The sequence below is a fragment of the Streptomyces sp. S.PB5 genome, assembly GCF_030403745.1.
Classification (GTDB): Bacteria; Actinomycetota; Actinomycetes; order Streptomycetales; family Streptomycetaceae; genus Streptomyces.
This window is the reverse complement of the sequence record NZ_JAQMWP010000003.1, coordinates 443151-458563: the sequence shown is the minus strand read 5'-3', so window position 1 is coordinate 458563 and position 15413 is coordinate 443151. Positions and strand designations below refer to the sequence as shown.

Below are 15413 nucleotides of genomic sequence, written 5' to 3'. Positions count from 1 at the left end.
TTACTTCTCCTCGGTACGGGTGTGGCTGACGGCGGGCTCATTGCCACCCAGCAGCAGGTACAGAACGGCCATCCGGATGGAGACTCCGTTTGCGACCTGCTCCACGACGGTGCAGCGATCGGAGTCGGCGACCTCGGCGGTGATCTCCATGCCGCGGACCATCGGCCCCGGGTGCATCACGATGGCGTGCTCGGGCATCCGCGCCATGCGGTCGCCGTCGAGTCCGTAGCGCCGCGAGTACTCGCGCTCGGTCGGGAAGAACGCGGCGTTCATCCGCTCGCGCTGCACGCGCAGCATCATCACCGCGTCGGACTTGGCAAGCGTGCTGTCGAGGTCGTACGACACCTCGCACGGCCAGGTCTCGACGCCGACCGGCACCAGGGTCGGCGGGGCGACGAGGGTGACCTCGGCGCCGAGGGTGTGCAGCAGGTCGACGTTGGAGCGGGCGACGCGGCTGTGCAGGACGTCTCCGACGATCGTGATGCGCTTGCCGGACAGGTCCTGCCCGATCCCGGCGTCCCGGCCGATGAGCCGGCGGCGCATGGTGAAGGCGTCCAACAGGGCCTGCGTGGGGTGCTGGTGGGTGCCGTCACCGGCGTTGATGACGGCCGCGTCGATCCAGCCGGAGGTGGCCAGGCGGTACGGCGCTCCGGAGGCGCCGTGCCGGATGACGACGGCGTCGACGCCCATGGCCTCCAGGGTCTGGGCGGTGTCCTTGAGGGACTCGCCCTTGGAGACGCTCGACCCCTTGGCGGTGAAGTTGATGACGTCGGCGGAGAGACGCTTCTCCGCGGCCTCGAAGGAGATCCGCGTGCGCGTGGAGTCCTCGAAGAAGAGGTTGACGATCGTGCGGCCGCGCAGGGTCGGCAGTTTCTTGATCGGCCGGTCGGCGACCCGGGCCATCTCCTCGGCGGTGTCGAGGATCAGGACGGCGTCGTCGCGGGAGAGGTCGGCGGCCGAGATGAGATGACGCTGCATCTGTCAGGCTCCGTAGGGAAGTTCGGGAGATTACGGGCAAGTACGGGCATGCCGAAGGACGGCATGCCGCTCGGCTTGCTACGGGGTCTGCTTTGCGCCGAGCAGCACGGTGTCGCGACCGTCCTCCTCGGCGAGCTGGACCTTGACCGTCTCCCGCAGCGACGTGGGGAGGTTCTTGCCGACGTAGTCGGCGCGGATGGGCAGTTCGCGGTGGCCGCGGTCGACGAGGACCGCGAGCTGCACCGCGCGCGGACGCCCGATGTCGTTCAGGGCGTCGAGGGCGGCGCGGATGGTGCGGCCCGAGAAGAGCACGTCGTCGACGAGGACGACGAGCCGGCCGTCGATGCCGTCACCGGGGATCTCGGTGCGGGCCAGCGCGCGCGGCGGGTGCATGCGCAGGTCGTCCCGGTACATGGTGATGTCGAGCGAACCGACCGGAACCTTGCGGTCGGTGATCTCCTCCAGCTTGGCGGCGAGCCGCTGGGCGAGGAAGACGCCCCGGGTCGGAATGCCGAGGAGCACCACGTCGTCGGCGCCCTTGGCGCGTTCGACGATCTCGTGGGCGATGCGGGTCAGTACCCGCGCGATGTCAGGGGCCTCGAGAACGGGCCTGGCATCGGACTGCTGCGAGTCGTGCGTGTCCATAAGAAACGGACCTCCTTCTCCGCCTCACGGGACGGACCTTAAAGGACGTCGGAATTGCGCCATCCACGGTAGCAGGCCGGGTCGACCACCTCGATCACCCCCCTGGCCTAATCGGCCACCACCCGCACGGAAGCGTCGGTGTGGACCATTCGGCTTGACGCACCAGAGTCACGCTGCGTAACCTCACAGTGAGTTACCAGACGCGCGGCATGGAAACAAACCCAGTCGCGTAGATCCAGTGTCCGGGGAGCTATATGTCCAGCGAATACGCCAAACAGCTCGGGGCCAAGCTCCGGGCCATCCGCACCCAGCAGGGCCTTTCCCTCCACGGTGTCGAGGAGAAGTCCCAGGGACGCTGGAAGGCGGTCGTGGTCGGTTCGTACGAGCGTGGCGACCGTGCCGTGACCGTGCAGCGTCTCGCCGAGCTGGCGGATTTCTACGGCGTACCCGTCCAGGAACTGCTGCCGGGCACCACGCCGGGCGGCGCCGCCGAGCCGCCGCCGAAGCTGGTCCTCGACCTGGAGCGGCTGGCCCATGTACCGGCCGAGAAGGCGGGCCCCCTGCAGCGCTACGCGGCGACGATCCAGTCGCAGCGCGGTGACTACAACGGCAAGGTGCTCTCGATCCGCCAGGACGACCTGCGCACACTCGCCGTCATCTACGACCAGTCGCCCTCGGTCCTCACCGAGCAGCTGATCAGCTGGGGTGTGCTGGACGCCGACGCGCGTCGCGCGGTCTCCCACGAGGAGAGCTGAGCCGCCTCCCGCCTCAGCAGAAACGTGCCGCCGGGGTGGCCGGAACTTCACGGTTCCGGCCACCCCGGCGGCTTTCTGCGCGCTTCGGGGGCCGCGCGGGTACCGCAACGCCAGAGGGCCCGCAGCACTCACGCTGCGGGCCCTCTGGGCATGTCGTACCCCGGGTCGTACCTCTGGCGGCCTCTCAGGCCCCGCCGTGGCTCACGCCTCGTCGCGGCGCAGGGACGGCTTCAGGTCCTTGAGCCGGCCGAGGAGGCCGTTCACGAACGCCGGCGACTCGTCCGTGGAGAACTCCTTCGCCAGCTGCACCGCCTCGTCGAGGACCACGGCGTCCGGGGTCTCGTCGACCCAGATCAGCTCGTAGGCACCGAGCCGCAGGATGTTGCGGTCGACGACCGGCATCCGGTCGAGCGTCCAGCCGACGGAGTACTGCGAGATCAGCTCGTCGATGCGCTTGGCCTGTACGGCGTAGCCCTCGACCAGCTGCATCGTGTACTCACTGACCGGCGGCTGCCGGGTGTCGTCCCGGGAGAGCCGGATCCAGTCCGCGAGGACCGTGAGGACGTCGGCGCCGCGCTGGTCGCCCTCGAAGAGGATCTGGAAGGCGCGCTTGCGGGCCGTGTTGCGGGCAGCCACGGTTAGCTGTTCACCCGGCCGAGGTAGTCGCTGGTGCGGGTGTCGACCTTGATCTTCTCACCGGTGGTGATGAAGAGTGGGACCTGGATCTGGTGGCCGGTCTCCAGGGTGGCGGGCTTGGTGCCACCGGTGGAGCGGTCGCCCTGCAGGCCCGGCTCGGTCTCCTGGACGACGAGCTCGACCGCGGCGGGCAGCTCGACGAAGAGCACCTCGCCCTCGTGCTGCGCGACGGTCGCGGTGAAGCCCTCGATGAGGAAGTTCGCGGCGTCGGCGACCGTCTTGCGGTCGATCATCAGCTGGTCGTAGGTCTCCATGTCCATGAAGACGAAGTACTCGCCGTCCATGTACGAGAACTGCATGTCGCGCTTGTCGACAGTGGCCGTCTCGACCTTGACGCCGGCGTTGAACGTCTTGTCGACGACCTTGCCGGACAGCACGTTCTTGAGCTTGGTGCGCACGAAGGCGGGGCCCTTGCCGGGCTTGACGTGCTGGAACTCGACGACGGACCAGAGCTGGCCGCCTTCGAGCTTGAGCACCAGGCCGTTCTTGAGGTCGTTCGTGGAAGCCACGGTTGCGGAATCTCCTGGACTGACGTGGACGACCCCGGGGCAAGCGCTCCTACAGCGCGAGCAGCTCCTTGGTCGTGATGGTGAGTAGCTCGGGTCCGCCGTCCGCCTCGGGGCGTACGACGAGCGTGTCATCGATCCGGACACCGCCCCGGCCCGGGAGGTGGACCCCCGGTTCGACGGTGACCGGCACGCAAGCGTCCAGTTTACCCATGGCCGCGGGGGCCAGCTGCGGGTCCTCGTCGATTTCGAGCCCCACGCCGTGTCCGGTCAGCTCCAAAAGCCCCTCCGCGTATCCCGCGGAGTCCAGCACCTGCCGTGCGGCGCGGTCCACGTCGCGGTAGGCGGCGCCCGGCGCGAGGGCCTCACGGCCGGCCCGCTGGGCAGCGAAGACGAGGTCGTACAGCTCGATCTGCCAGTCCGCCGGGGACGTACCGATGACGAAGGTGCGGCCGATCTCGCAGCGGTAGCCGCGGTACCGCGCGCCCAGGCACACGGAGAGGAAGTCGCCCTCCTCGACGCGGCGGTCGGTGGGGCGGTGGGCGCGTCTGCCGGAGTTGGGGCCGGTGGCGACGGAGGTGGGGAAGGCGGGGCCGTCGGCGCCGTGGTCCACCAGGCGGCGTTCCAGTTCGAGGGCGAGGTGCCGCTCGGTGCGGCCGACCAGGATGGATTCGAGGAGCTCGCCCAGCGCCTGGTCGGCGATCTCGGCGCCGATGCGGAGACAGGAGATCTCCTCCTCGTCCTTGACGACCCTGAGCTGTTCGACGGCTTGTCCGAGGTCGCCGAGGCGGAGGCGGGGCGCGACCGAGCGGATGGCCCTGTGCCGGGTGACGGTGAGGTGATGCTCCTCCAGGGCGAGGGAGTCACCGCCCTGAGCTGCCGCGAGGTCGGCGGCGGCGACGGCGGGGTCGCCTGCGGAGCCGGGGAGCGTGTGGAGGCGGAGTGCCTCGTCCGGGCGGGATTCGGGCTGGCGGTCGTCGGGTGAGCCGACGCACACCAGGAGGTCCTCGGTCCTGCCGAGGAGCAGTACGGCGCCGGACGCTCCCGCCAGGTAGCGCACGTTGGCCGGGTTCGTGACCAGGGCCGACGTGCTGCCGACCGCGTTGCAGCGTTCCCTCAATCTGGCGCGGCGGGCCGCGTAGACCTCTGACATGACAGCAGCGTAGGAGTTCCGCAGGTGGGGCGCCGTTCGGGAGAGGCCGAGTGGGGCAGGGGTGCGTTGTCGTCTGCGGGCCGGTGGGGGCTGGTCGCGCCCACGCGGCGGTAGCCGTACATCGATACAGCCCCGCGCCCCCAGGTGTCTCCGGGCACGCCTGATCACCAGCTGGGCGGGCTTGCGATCGATCGTGCCAGTACGTCGTCCAGTACCCGTGCCGTCTGTGGGACATCGAGCTGCGAGTTGTCGATGATCGGCAGGCCCGAGCCGTACCAGCCCGCCATCCGGCCGTGGATCCGCGCGACCTCCTCGTCCGTGAGGCGGCGGTTTCCGGACCGCTCGGCGTTGCGCTCCAGGACGATCTCCAGGCCCGGCAGCAGGACCACCGGGAGCAGCCCAGGTCCCACATGCCGTTTCCAGCCGCCGAGGCCGACCACCGGGCGGTCCGGGAAGACCGCGTCGTCGAGGATGCAGGAGATGCCGTTGGCGAGGAAGTTGCGGGCGGCGAAGCCGCACGTGCGGCGGGCGAGGCGGTACTGGGCCTCGGAGTGGTCGTTCCAGCCGGACTGGGGGTCGGCGAAGCCGGAGCGGACCCATTCGCGTACGTCGTCGAGGCTGATGTGGGCCGTGGGGACCCGGCGGTGGTCGGCCCAGTACTTGGCGACGCTGGTCTTTCCGGCGCCCGCGGGGCCGATCAGCAGGACCGCGAGGGTCGTGCCGGCGGAGTCGGGGGCGACCGTGGTGGGCGGGGCGGAGGGGACACCCACGGGGCCGCCGGGCGGCAGGGGCACATGGCCGGTGGTGTCCGGGGCCGGCGGGGCCTGGGGAGGGGGCGGCTGCGGGGCGAAGCCCGGGGCCGGGGGCGGCGGGGGCACCGGGGCCGAGCCCTGGTGCGCGCCCGGGTGATGGGGACCCGGGTGGTGTGCGGCCGGTGACCAGCCGGTGGCCGGTCCGTGCCCCGGCTGGTGGGGCGGCGGCAGCGGAGAACCCACTGCGTGCTGCATCCGGTGCCACTCCATCTCGTACAGGCGATTGGCGCTGGCAGCGGGTACGAGCCCCGCTCCTTACCGAACGGTACCGTCCCCGGCCGCCGTTTGGTGAACGGCCGGGGAGGGCCCTAAGTGCCCGTGCTCGTAAGGCGAATGGGACGGATGGTTTCTCGGCGGACTACTCGCCCACTTCTCCGTACGCGGCCAGCAGCACGGCCGGGTCGGGGCCCTCCAGGACGGTGGGCTTGGCCAGGCCGTCGAGGACGATGAAGCGGAGCAGGTCGCCGCGGGACTTCTTGTCGACCTTCATGGTCTCCAGCAGCTTGGGCCACTGGTCGTAGCGGTAGCTCAGCGGCAGGCCCACCGACTCCAGGATCGTGCGGTGCCGGTCGGCCGTCGCGTCGTCCAACCGGCCTGCCACACGGCCGAGTTCGGCCGCGAAGTGCATGCCTACGGCGACGGCGGCGCCGTGCCGCCACTTGTACCGCTCGTTCTTCTCGATGGCGTGGGCGAGCGTGTGACCGTAGTTGAGGATCTCGCGCAGGCCCGACTCCTTCAGGTCGGACGAGACGACCTCGGCCTTGACCCGGATGGAGCGCTCGATGAGCTCGGCGGTGTGCGGGCCCGCCGGAGTGCGGGCGGCCTCGGGATCGGACTCGATGAGGTCCAGGATCACCGGGTCGGCGATGAAACCGGCCTTGATGATCTCGGCGAGCCCGGAGACGTAGTCGTTGACCGGCAGGGAGTCCAGCGCGGCCAGGTCGCACAGCACGCCGGCCGGCGGGTGGAAGGCGCCGACGAGGTTCTTGCCCTCGGCGGTGTTGATGCCGGTCTTGCCGCCGACGGCCGCGTCGACCATGGCCAGCACGGTCGTCGGGATCGCGATCCAGCGCACCCCGCGCAGCCAGCTCGCGGCCACGAATCCGGCCAGGTCGGTGGTCGAGCCGCCGCCCACGCCGACGACGACGTCGGTGCGCGTGAACCCGGACTGTCCGAGCGCCTTCCAGCAGTAGGCGGCGACCTCGGCGGTCTTGGCCTCCTCCGCGTTGGGCACCTGGATCGCGACGGCCTCGTACCCCTGCTCGGCCAGGTCGGCCCGCAGCGCGTCACCGGTGCCGGCGAGCGCCTCGGGGTGGATCACCGCGACCCGCCTGGCCTTGTCACCGACCAACCCGCCGAGCTCGCCCAGGAGTTGACGGCCCACCAGGACCTCGTACGGTTCACTGCCCGCGGTGCCGCCGACCTGGATGCGCGTCACTGCCTCGCTCATGCTTCCTTCAACTCCAGTGCGTCCAGCGCGATCTCGGTGACTTCTTCGGGGGTACGGCCGTCGGTGGCGACCACCGCCGTGGCGATCGACTCGTACAGGTGGCGGCGCGCCTCCATCAGCTCGCGCCACTGCTTGCGCGGGTTGACCGCGAGCAGCGGGCGGGCGGTGTTCAGGCCGGTGCGCTTGACGGCCTCCTCGACGTCCATCGAGAGGTACAGCACCCGATGTCCGGCCAGCAGGGCGCGGGTGTCCGCGTCGAGGATCGAACCGCCGCCGAGCGCCAGGACACCGTCGTACCCGGCGAGCGCCCGCTGCACGGCGGCCTTCTCGATCGCCCGGAAGGCGGACTCGCCCTCGTCGACGAAGATCTCCGCGATCGTGCGCCCCTGTTCGGCGACGATGTCGTCGTCGGTGTCCCGGTAGCCGACGCCGAGCCGCTCGGCCAGCAGCCGTCCGACGGTGGACTTCCCCACGCCCATCGGGCCGACCAGCACCACCTGCGGACGGGTCATCGGATGGCCAGGTTCTCGAGGTACGAGCGGACGTTGCGGCGGGTCTCCGGCACGCTGTCGCCGCCGAACTTCTCCGCGACCGCGTCCGCCAGGACCAGGGCCACCATCGCCTCGGCGACGATGCCGGCGGCCGGGACCGCGGAGACGTCGGAGCGCTGGTGGTGGGCCTGGGCGGCCTCGCCGGTGGTGACGTCGACGGTCTGCAGGGCGCGCGGGACGGTCGCGATCGGCTTCATCGCGGCCCGGACCCGCAGCAGCTCGCCGGTGGTCAGACCGCCCTCGGTGCCGCCGGAGCGGCCGGAGACACGGCGGATGCCCTCGGGCGTGTTCACGATCTCGTCGTGCGCCTTGGAGCCGGGCACGCGCGCGAGCTCGAAGCCGTCGCCGAGTTCGACCCCCTTGATGGCCTGGATGCCCATGAGGGCGCCGGCCAGCCGGGCGTCCAGCTTGCGGTCCCAGTGCACATGCGAGCCGAGGCCGACCGGGACGCCGTACGCCAGGATCTCGACCACGCCACCGAGGGTGTCGCCGTCCTTGTGGGCCTGGTCCACCTCGGCCACCATCGCCTTCGAGGTGTCGGCGTCGAGGCAGCGCAGCGGGTCGGCGTCCAGCTTCTCCACGTCGGCCGGGGTCGGGTACACACCCGCCGGGGCCTTGACCGAGCACAGCTCGACGACATGGCTGACGATCTCGATGCCGGCCGTCTCCTTGAGGTACGACCGGGCCACCGCGCCCAGCGCGACCCGGGCCGCCGTCTCCCTGGCGGAGGCGCGCTCCAGGATCGGGCGGGCCTCGTCGAAGCCGTACTTCTGCATACCGGCGAGGTCGGCGTGGCCGGGGCGCGGGCGGGTCAGCGGGGCGTTGCGGGCGAGGCCGGCGAGGATCTCGGGGTCGACGGGGTCGGCCGACATGACCTGCTCCCACTTGGGCCACTCGGTGTTGCCCACCATGATCGCGACCGGGGAACCGAGGGTGAGGCCGTGCCGGACGCCACCGAGGAAGGTGACCTCGTCCTGCTCGAACTTCATCCGGGCACCGCGTCCATAACCGAGGCGGCGCCGGGCCAGGTGGTCCGCCACCATCTCCGTGGTGATCGGCACGCCGGCGGGAAGGCCCTCCAGCGTCGCGACGAGTGCGGGACCGTGGGACTCCCCCGCGGTCAGCCAGCGCAACCTGCTCAACGGTGCTCCTCAGTGCTCGCGCCCTGGTACTGCCTCGCATACGCGCGTCCTCGCGTACGGCAATGGCGCGACCGGGTGCGCGGCGCCGGTCCGCCACCCTCGATCCTCCCATGTCCGGCAGACTGCGCCCGCCGCTGGTCCATCAGGCGGACGCACCCGCGCCGCAACGGCTCAGACGGAGCCGTTGCCCTGCCGGTGCTGCGACGCATAGGCACCCAGGAAATCGGCGCCGCTCGGCTGACCCTGGGCCGGAGCGTGGGCCGGTGCCTGGACCGGCGTCTGGACCGGCGCCTGCTGGGGCGCGTACGCACCGAGGAAGTCGGCACCCCTGCCCTGCCCGTACTGCGCCGCCGCGTGGATCGGCTGCCCGCTGCGCACGGCCCGCCGGTAGTCGATCTTGCGCTTGATCTTGATACCCCAGGACACGAGCACCGCGAGGACCACCAGCGCGAGCACCGTGATCTGCACCCAGTCGGGCATGAACTTCAGTACGGCCTCGAATATCTCGCTCTTGCCGGATGCCATCTGCATGCCTGCGGACACGCGTGTTCTCCCCTCCCGGTTCCGCCCCCTGCGAAACCCGGACAGACCCTAGCGGGCCGCCAGCGCCTGCTCGCCCGCTTTCCGCATGGCCGCCACCGGGGCCTTGGCGCACCCCGTCATCTGCTCGACCTGCAGCACCGCCTGGTGCACCAGCAGGTCGAGCCCGCTGACCACGGCTCCGCCGAACATCGACCAGCGGGCGGCGAGTTCGGTGGGCCAGGGCTCGTAGAGCACGTCGAAGAGGGTGGCGGGCCGCTCGGGGACGGCGGTGGCCAGCGCGTCCGTCGTACCGGCCGGGGTGGTGGCGATGACCAGCGGCCGGTTCAGCGCGTCGGCGGCGTCCGCCCAGTCCTCCGTACGCACGTCCACGTCGAGCCGCTCGCCCCACTCCCGCATCTCGGCGGCCCGGGCCGCGCTGCGGACGTACACGACGACCTCGCCGCTGCAGACCCGGGCCAGCGCGGCGAGCGCGGACGAGGCCGTGGCGCCGGCGCCGAGGATCGCGGCGGAGTCCACCTGCTCGACGCCGTGCTCGCGCAGGGCTGCGACCATGCCGGGGATGTCGGTGTTGTCGCCGACACGGCGGCCGTCCTCGGCGAGCACCAGCGTGTTGACCGCCTCGACCGAGGCGGCCGTCTCGCTGATCTCGTCGAGCAGCGGGATGACCGCCCGCTTGAGCGGCATGGTCAACGACAGCCCGGCCCACTCCGGCCCGAGCCCCGCGACGAAGCCCGGCAGTGCGGCCTCGTCGATCTCGAACCGGTCGTACGACCAGCCCTTGAGTCCCAGTTCCCCGTACGCGGCCCGGTGCAGCACCGGCGACAGGGAGTGGGCGATGGGCGAACCGAGCACGGCGGCCCGGCGGGCGTCAGTTGCCCCTGCTGGCATTGAACTTGTCCTTGAGTCTCTGGAATTCCTCGTGCGTCCTGGCGAACTCGGTCTTGCTCACGCCATCGGTCGCCACGAAGTAGTACCAACCCTCGTCGGTCGGATTCAGCGTCGACTTGATCGCGTCGTCACCCGGGTTCCCGATCGGGCCGGGCGGCAGACCCTTGTGGGTGTAGGTGTTGTACGGGTCCTCGTCCTTGCTGATCTCCGACTCGCTGATGTCGATGTTGCTCTCGTTCTTCGCGTAGTTGTACGTCGAGTCGAACTGCAGCGCCCCGTAGGTCTGCGGGTTCGCGTAGTCGAGGCGGTTGTAGGCCACTTCCGCCATCCTGCGGTAGTCGCTGGTGGTCTTGCCCTCCGCCTGGACGAGGCTCGCGATCGTGACGATGTCCATGGGGCTGTCCAGCTTCAGCGCCTTGGCCTTGGCCTCCAGGTCGAACGCGGCGTACTTTTTGGTGGCGGCGGCCACCATCTCCTTCAGGACCTCTTCGGGCTTCATGCCGTCGGCGGCAGGATAGGTGCCCGGATAGAGGAAGCCCTCCAACGGGTCCTTCATCTCGCTGTTCTTTTCCGCCCAGTCCGGAAGTCCGAGGCTGCTGTACTTGGCCTCGGCAGCCTTTCGGGTGGCGCCGGACTTCAGCCCGAGTTTGTCGTCGATGGCCTTGTAGACGGCGATGTTGCGCTGCCCCGGCGTGACCATCACGGCATTCCGGCTCTTCGGGTCGAGCATCAGCTCCACCGCGCTCTTGGCCGACATCTCCTTGTTCATCACATAGGCGCCGGCCTGGATACGGCCCGAGTCGTCGTTCTGCGTGAACGCGGCCACGAACGCGTCGACGCTCTTGACGACGCCGGCCTTGGCCAGCAGCCGCCCCATCTCCGCGCCGTTGGCGCCCTTCGGGATCACGACCGACACCGTCGTGCTCGTGCCGTCGCCCGCGTAGTCCGGAGCCGGAGAGAAACGATCCTGGTAGAACTGATAGCCGAAGTAGCCGACACCGGCCACGCCACCGCCGAACACCAGCAGGACGACCAGGCAGGCGCAGCCGCTGCGCCGCTTCTTCGGTTTCTTGCCGCCCCGGCCCCTGCGGTCCCCGCGGCCACCCTCTCCGTCGCCGTCGGCGTCCTCGGCGTCGCCCTCGTCGTCCCCGCCCCCCGCGAAGAAGGCGTGTTCACCCTGGTCGGGGCCGGGATCCCAATCCGTCTGCTGCGGTTCCGGCTCGGCGGCTCGGCGGCTCGGCGGCTCCGGCGGCGGGTAGGCGTCGGGGGTGCCGTAGAAGTCGGGCTGGTCGCCGACGCCGTACGCGGCGGCCTGCTGGCCGTACGGGTCCTGCGGGTCGGTGTACTGGACATGCGTGTGCGTGCCCGTGCCCCAGCCGTTGTTGTCGTAACTCTGCTGGTGGCCCTGGGTTCCGTAGTGCTGCTGGTCGTACCCGCCCTGATACGGGTCGTACTGCTGCTGCGCCTGACCGTAATCGGCCTGCTGGCCGGTGCCCCAGTCGCCGTACTCCGGCTGCTGCGGCTGCTGCGGATAGTGCTGCTGCTGGCCGCCGTAGGCAGCTTGATGGCCGGCGTGGCCCTGCTGCCCTTCCCATCCGCCGTCCCCGTAATACGGGTCCTGCGGATGCCACGGTTCGGAGCCTTCCTGGCCCCGGCCATACTCAGTCATCGATCCCCTAGAGCCGCGAGGCGGCGGTCGCGCGGCTTGTGGCTCGGCATCCGGTCCGCCTCTCTTCGTGCGGCACCTGTTCGAACAGCGCCGCAATCGCGCGGAACGTTACCGTATCGCGATCAGATGACCACTTCGACGCTCTCTCCGGGTGCTTTACCTGACACCCGTTCGGATTCGAGCGCCTGCTGGAGGATGATCACAGCGGCTGCCTGATCGATGACGGAGCGGCCCTTCTTGGATTTCACGCCCGAGGCACGCAGTCCCTGGCTGGCCGTCACGGTCGTCATCCGCTCGTCCACCAGGCGTACCGGTATCGGCGCGATCCCCTTGGCGAGCTCCTGGGCGAAGGCCCTGACCTTGACCGCCGCGGGGCCCTCGCCCCCCTTGAGGGAGCGAGGGAGTCCGACGACGACCTCGATCGGTTCGTACTCCTCCACCAGCTGCTTCAGCCGGCGGTGGGCGGCCGGGACGTCCCGGCCGGGGACCGTCTCCACCGGGGTGGCGAGGATCCCGTCGGGGTCGCACGAGGCGACCCCGATCCGGGCGTCCCCGACGTCGATCGCGAGTCGACGCCCTCTGCGCATCGTCACTTCGCGGTGTCCGTGACCAGTCGCTCGACGGCCTCGACGGCCTCGCCGATCGCGGCCGGGTTCTGGCCGCCGCCCTGGGCGACGTCCGGCTTGCCGCCACCGCCGCCGCCGAGGGTCTTGGCGGCCGTGCGGACCAGGTCACCGGCCTTGAGACCGCGCTCGCGGGCGGCCTCGTTGGTGGCGATGACCGTCAGCGGCTTGCCACCCGCCACCGTGAAGAGCGCGACCACGGCAGCGCGTCCGCCCTGGATACGGCCGCGCACGTCGAGGACCAGCCTGCGCAGGTCGTCGGCGGTGGTGCCGTCCGGGACCTGACCGGTGACGACGGCGATGCCACGGATGTCCTTGGCCGACTCGGCGAGACCGGCAGCGGCCTGCAGCACCTTCTCGGCGCGGAACTTCTCGATCTCCTTCTCGGCGTCCTTCAGCTTGCCGAGCATCGCGGAGACCTTCTCCGGGAGCTCCTCCGGGCGGCCCTTGATCAGTTCCTGGAGCTGGGCGACGACCGTGTGCTCACGGGCGAGGAAGTTGTAGGCGTCGACGCCTACGAGCGCCTCGATACGGCGGACACCGGAGCCGATCGACGACTCGCCGAGCAGCTTGACCAGGCCGAGCTGCGAGGTGTTGTGGACGTGCGTACCGCCGCACAGCTCCTTGGAGAAGTCGCCGATCGTCACGACACGGACCCGCTCGCCGTACTTCTCGCCGAACTCGGCGATGGCACCCTGCTTCTTCGCCTCGTCGAGGCTCAGGATCTCGGCGTGCACGTCGAGGTCGCGGGCGAGCACCTCGTTGATCTTCTGCTCCACGTCGGTCATCACGGCCGTCGGAACGGCGGACGGGGAGCCGAAGTCGAAGCGGAAACGGCCGGGCTGGTTCTCGGAACCCGCCTGGGCGGCCGTCGGGCCGAGCGCGTCACGCAGCGCCTGGTGGGTCAGGTGGGTGGCCGAGTGGGCGCGGGCGATGGCGGTGCGGCGGCGGGAGTCGATCGAGGCGTGCGCCTTGGCACCGACGGTGACCTCGCCGAACTGCACGACGCCCTTGTGGACGTAGACGCCCGGGACCGGCTTCTGGCAGTCGCGGATCTCGATGACGGCACCGGAGTCGACCTTGATCTTTCCGGTGTCGCCGATCTGGCCGCCGCCCTCGGCGTAGAACGGGGTGCGGTCGAGGACGATCTCGACCTCGTCGCCCTCGGTGGCGGCCGGGGAGGAGGCGCCGTCGACGAGGATGCCGACGATCGTGGACTCGCCCTCGGTGTCCGAGTAGCCGATGAACTCGGTCTCGCCGGTCTTGTCCGCGATCTCGCGGTAGGCACCGGCACCGGCGTGGCCGGTCTTCTTGGCCTGGGCGTCGGCCTTGGCGCGCTCCCGCTGCTCCTTCATCAGACGCCGGAAGCCGTCCTCGTCCACGGACAGGCCCTGCTCGGCGGCCATCTCCAGGGTGAGGTCGATCGGGAAGCCCCAGGTGTCGTGGAGCAGGAACGCCTTGTCGCCGGCGAGGACCGTGCCGCCGGAGGCCTTGGTCTCGGTGACGGCGGTGTCGAGGATGTTGGTGCCGGCCTTGAGCGTCTTGAGGAACGCGTTCTCCTCGGCGACGGCGACCTTCTCGATGCGCTCGCGGTCGGTGACCAGCTCGGGGTACTGCTGGCCCATCATGGCGATCACGGTGTCGATGAGGTCGAGGACGACCGGGCCGGTGGCGCCGAGCAGACGCATGTTGCGGATGGCACGGCGCATGATGCGGCGCAGGACGTAACCGCGGCCCTCGTTGCCAGGGGTCACGCCGTCGCCGATGAGCATCACCGACGTACGCATGTGGTCGGTGACCACGCGCAGGGAGACGTCCGACTCGTGGGCGTCGCCGTAGGCGACACCGGTCAGCTCGGTGGCCTTCTTGATGACGGCCATCGAGGTGTCGATCTCGTACATGTTCTGCACGCCCTGCAGAATCATGGCGAGACGCTCGAGTCCGAGACCGGTGTCGATGTTCTTGCTCGGCAGCTCGCCGAGGATCTCGAAGTTGTCCTTGCCGATGCCCTCGCCACGCTCGTACTGCATGAAGACGAGGTTCCAGATCTCCACGTACCGCTCGTCGTTGACGGCAGGGCCGCCCTCGACGCCGAACTCGGGGCCGCGGTCGTAGTTGATCTCGGAACAGGGGCCGCAGGGTCCGGGGACGCCCATGGACCAGTAGTTGTCCTTCATGCCGAGGCGCTGGATGCGCTCCTTCGGCACGCCGACGACCTCGTGCCAGATGCGCTCGGCCTCGTCGTCCTCCAGGTAGACGGTGATCCAGAGCTTCTCGGGCTCCAGGCCGTAACCACCCTTGTCCTGGGGCGTGGTGAGCAGCTCCCAGGCGTACTTGATGGCGCCTTCCTTGAAGTAGTCGCCGAAGGAGAAGTTGCCGCACATCTGGAAGAACGTGCCGTGCCGGGTGGTCTTGCCGACCTCTTCGATGTCGGGCGTGCGCACGCACTTCTGCACGCTGGTCGCCCGCGCCCACGGCGGCTTGACCTCACCGAGGAAGTAGGGCTTGAAGGGGACCATGCCGGCGGGGACCAGGAGCAGAGTCGGGTCGTCCGCGATGAGCGACGCCGAAGGGACGACGGTGTGACCGCGCTCCTCGTAGAAGCTCAGCCAGCGGCGGCGGATCTCAGCCGACTCCATCAGTGGTCCTCATTCCGGTTGTACGGGTAAGTCTGGTACGTCGATCCCTCGACGTACTTCGGGTTGTTGCGGTTCTCGATGGCGGCGTACCGCCGGGGCGCGGGGAGTTCGGGGTCGACGGGGGCGTTCAGCCCCAGTGCGTCGCCGAGTTCCTCCTCCCGCTGGGCCATGTTGTCGCGGACGTCGAGGGCGAAGCCCACCGCTCGGTCCTTGATGCGGTGACCGGCCTCGATCGCCTTGTTCGCCGCGCTGGCGGCGAGGCTCTCGGGGGTCAGCTGCTTCAGCTTGCGGTTGACCTTGGTGGTGGCCCACACACCGGCGGCGACGCCCGTGCTGAACCAGAAGGTACGGCGGAACATCGCT

At 70.0% G+C, this 15413-nt stretch carries 16 protein-coding genes; 1 reads left to right on the top strand and 15 read right to left on the bottom strand.

Features of this window, described 5'->3' with window-relative positions:
* A complete protein-coding gene (locus PH203_RS10965) occupies window positions 1-978 on the bottom strand; it encodes an aspartate carbamoyltransferase catalytic subunit (protein WP_289919160.1) in 978 nt (325 codons plus the stop codon).
* Between the two features lie 78 nt (window positions 979-1056).
* Window positions 1057-1623: a bifunctional pyr operon transcriptional regulator/uracil phosphoribosyltransferase PyrR gene (gene pyrR / locus PH203_RS10960; protein WP_289919158.1), complete on the bottom strand. Its 567-nt coding sequence runs from the start codon at window positions 1621-1623 to the stop codon at window positions 1057-1059.
* Between the two features lie 254 nt (window positions 1624-1877).
* On the opposite strand from pyrR, the gene bldD reads away from it, so the two are divergent.
* The gene (gene bldD, locus PH203_RS10955; protein WP_003956405.1) at window positions 1878-2378 is read left to right on the top strand and encodes a transcriptional regulator BldD; all 501 of its coding nucleotides are present in this window, start codon (window positions 1878-1880) and stop codon (window positions 2376-2378) included.
* 201 nt (window positions 2379-2579) lie between these two features.
* On the opposite strand, the gene nusB is transcribed toward bldD, so the two are convergent.
* From nusB to PH203_RS10890, 13 genes are all read right to left on the bottom strand, one after another.
* On the bottom strand, window positions 2580-3014 hold the full coding sequence (gene nusB, locus PH203_RS10950) for a transcription antitermination factor NusB (protein ID WP_289919138.1): 435 nt from the start codon (window positions 3012-3014) through the stop codon (window positions 2580-2582).
* A gap of 2 nt (window positions 3015-3016) precedes the next feature.
* A complete protein-coding gene (gene efp, locus PH203_RS10945) occupies window positions 3017-3583 on the bottom strand; it encodes an elongation factor P (protein ID WP_289919136.1) in 567 nt (188 codons plus the stop codon).
* A gap of 49 nt (window positions 3584-3632) precedes the next feature.
* Complete coding sequence (locus PH203_RS10940; RefSeq protein ID WP_289919134.1) at window positions 3633-4733, bottom strand: aminopeptidase P family protein; 1101 nt, start codon at window positions 4731-4733, stop codon at window positions 3633-3635.
* A 164-nt stretch (window positions 4734-4897) separates the two neighbouring features.
* The gene (locus tag PH203_RS10935; protein WP_289919132.1) at window positions 4898-5740 is read right to left on the bottom strand and encodes a Pro-rich N-terminal domain-containing protein; all 843 of its coding nucleotides are present in this window, start codon (window positions 5738-5740) and stop codon (window positions 4898-4900) included.
* A 163-nt stretch (window positions 5741-5903) separates the two neighbouring features.
* Complete coding sequence (gene aroB / locus PH203_RS10930) at window positions 5904-6995, bottom strand: 3-dehydroquinate synthase (RefSeq protein WP_289919131.1); 1092 nt, start codon at window positions 6993-6995, stop codon at window positions 5904-5906.
* Complete coding sequence (locus tag PH203_RS10925; RefSeq protein WP_289919129.1) at window positions 6992-7507, bottom strand: shikimate kinase; 516 nt, start codon at window positions 7505-7507, stop codon at window positions 6992-6994. The genes aroB and PH203_RS10925 overlap by 4 nt, the downstream gene beginning before the upstream one ends.
* A complete protein-coding gene (gene aroC, locus PH203_RS10920) occupies window positions 7504-8688 on the bottom strand; it encodes a chorismate synthase (protein ID WP_289919127.1) in 1185 nt (394 codons plus the stop codon). The genes PH203_RS10925 and aroC overlap by 4 nt, the downstream gene beginning before the upstream one ends.
* A gap of 171 nt (window positions 8689-8859) precedes the next feature.
* Window positions 8860-9231 carry a hypothetical protein gene (locus PH203_RS10915; protein WP_289919126.1) on the bottom strand — a complete coding sequence of 124 codons (372 nt, stop codon included), beginning with the start codon at window positions 9229-9231 and terminating at the stop codon, window positions 8860-8862.
* A gap of 48 nt (window positions 9232-9279) precedes the next feature.
* On the bottom strand, window positions 9280-10119 hold the full coding sequence (locus PH203_RS10910) for a shikimate dehydrogenase (protein ID WP_289919123.1): 840 nt from the start codon (window positions 10117-10119) through the stop codon (window positions 9280-9282).
* The gene (gene mltG / locus PH203_RS10905) at window positions 10100-11788 is read right to left on the bottom strand and encodes an endolytic transglycosylase MltG (protein WP_289919121.1); all 1689 of its coding nucleotides are present in this window, start codon (window positions 11786-11788) and stop codon (window positions 10100-10102) included. Before mltG ends, PH203_RS10910 begins: the two co-directional genes overlap by 20 nt.
* Before the next feature lie 122 nt (window positions 11789-11910).
* Complete coding sequence (ruvX, locus tag PH203_RS10900; protein ID WP_289919455.1) at window positions 11911-12375, bottom strand: Holliday junction resolvase RuvX; 465 nt, start codon at window positions 12373-12375, stop codon at window positions 11911-11913.
* 2 nt (window positions 12376-12377) lie between these two features.
* The gene (alaS, locus tag PH203_RS10895) at window positions 12378-15050 is read right to left on the bottom strand and encodes an alanine--tRNA ligase (RefSeq protein WP_289919118.1); all 2673 of its coding nucleotides are present in this window, start codon (window positions 15048-15050) and stop codon (window positions 12378-12380) included.
* The gene (locus PH203_RS10890; protein WP_289919116.1) at window positions 15050-15409 is read right to left on the bottom strand and encodes a hypothetical protein; all 360 of its coding nucleotides are present in this window, start codon (window positions 15407-15409) and stop codon (window positions 15050-15052) included. Before PH203_RS10890 ends, alaS begins: the two co-directional genes overlap by 1 nt.
* Window positions 15410-15413 lie beyond the last annotated feature (4 nt).

Excerpts from the sequence above, each read along its gene's own strand:
- alaS (WP_289919118.1), bottom strand. The coding sequence starts at position 15,050 with ATGGAGTCGGCTGAGATCCGCCGCCGCTGGCTGAGCTTCTACGAGGAG.
- PH203_RS10940 (WP_289919134.1), bottom strand. The coding sequence starts at position 4,733 with ATGTCAGAGGTCTACGCGGCCCGCCGCGCCAGATTGAGGGAACGCTGC.
- mltG (WP_289919121.1), bottom strand. The coding sequence starts at position 11,788 with ATGACTGAGTATGGCCGGGGCCAGGAAGGCTCCGAACCGTGGCATCCG.
- PH203_RS10965 (WP_289919160.1), bottom strand. The coding sequence starts at position 978 with ATGCAGCGTCATCTCATCTCGGCCGCCGACCTCTCCCGCGACGACGCC.
- bldD (WP_003956405.1), top strand. The coding sequence starts at position 1,878 with ATGTCCAGCGAATACGCCAAACAGCTCGGGGCCAAGCTCCGGGCCATC.
- pyrR (WP_289919158.1), bottom strand. The coding sequence starts at position 1,623 with ATGGACACGCACGACTCGCAGCAGTCCGATGCCAGGCCCGTTCTCGAG.
- PH203_RS10925 (WP_289919129.1), bottom strand. The coding sequence starts at position 7,507 with ATGACCCGTCCGCAGGTGGTGCTGGTCGGCCCGATGGGCGTGGGGAAG.
- PH203_RS10910 (WP_289919123.1), bottom strand. The coding sequence starts at position 10,119 with ATGCCAGCAGGGGCAACTGACGCCCGCCGGGCCGCCGTGCTCGGTTCG.
- PH203_RS10935 (WP_289919132.1), bottom strand. The coding sequence starts at position 5,740 with ATGCAGCACGCAGTGGGTTCTCCGCTGCCGCCGCCCCACCAGCCGGGG.
- aroB (WP_289919131.1), bottom strand. The coding sequence starts at position 6,995 with ATGAGCGAGGCAGTGACGCGCATCCAGGTCGGCGGCACCGCGGGCAGT.
- ruvX (WP_289919455.1), bottom strand. The coding sequence starts at position 12,375 with ATGCGCAGAGGGCGTCGACTCGCGATCGACGTCGGGGACGCCCGGATC.
- PH203_RS10890 (WP_289919116.1), bottom strand. The coding sequence starts at position 15,409 with ATGTTCCGCCGTACCTTCTGGTTCAGCACGGGCGTCGCCGCCGGTGTG.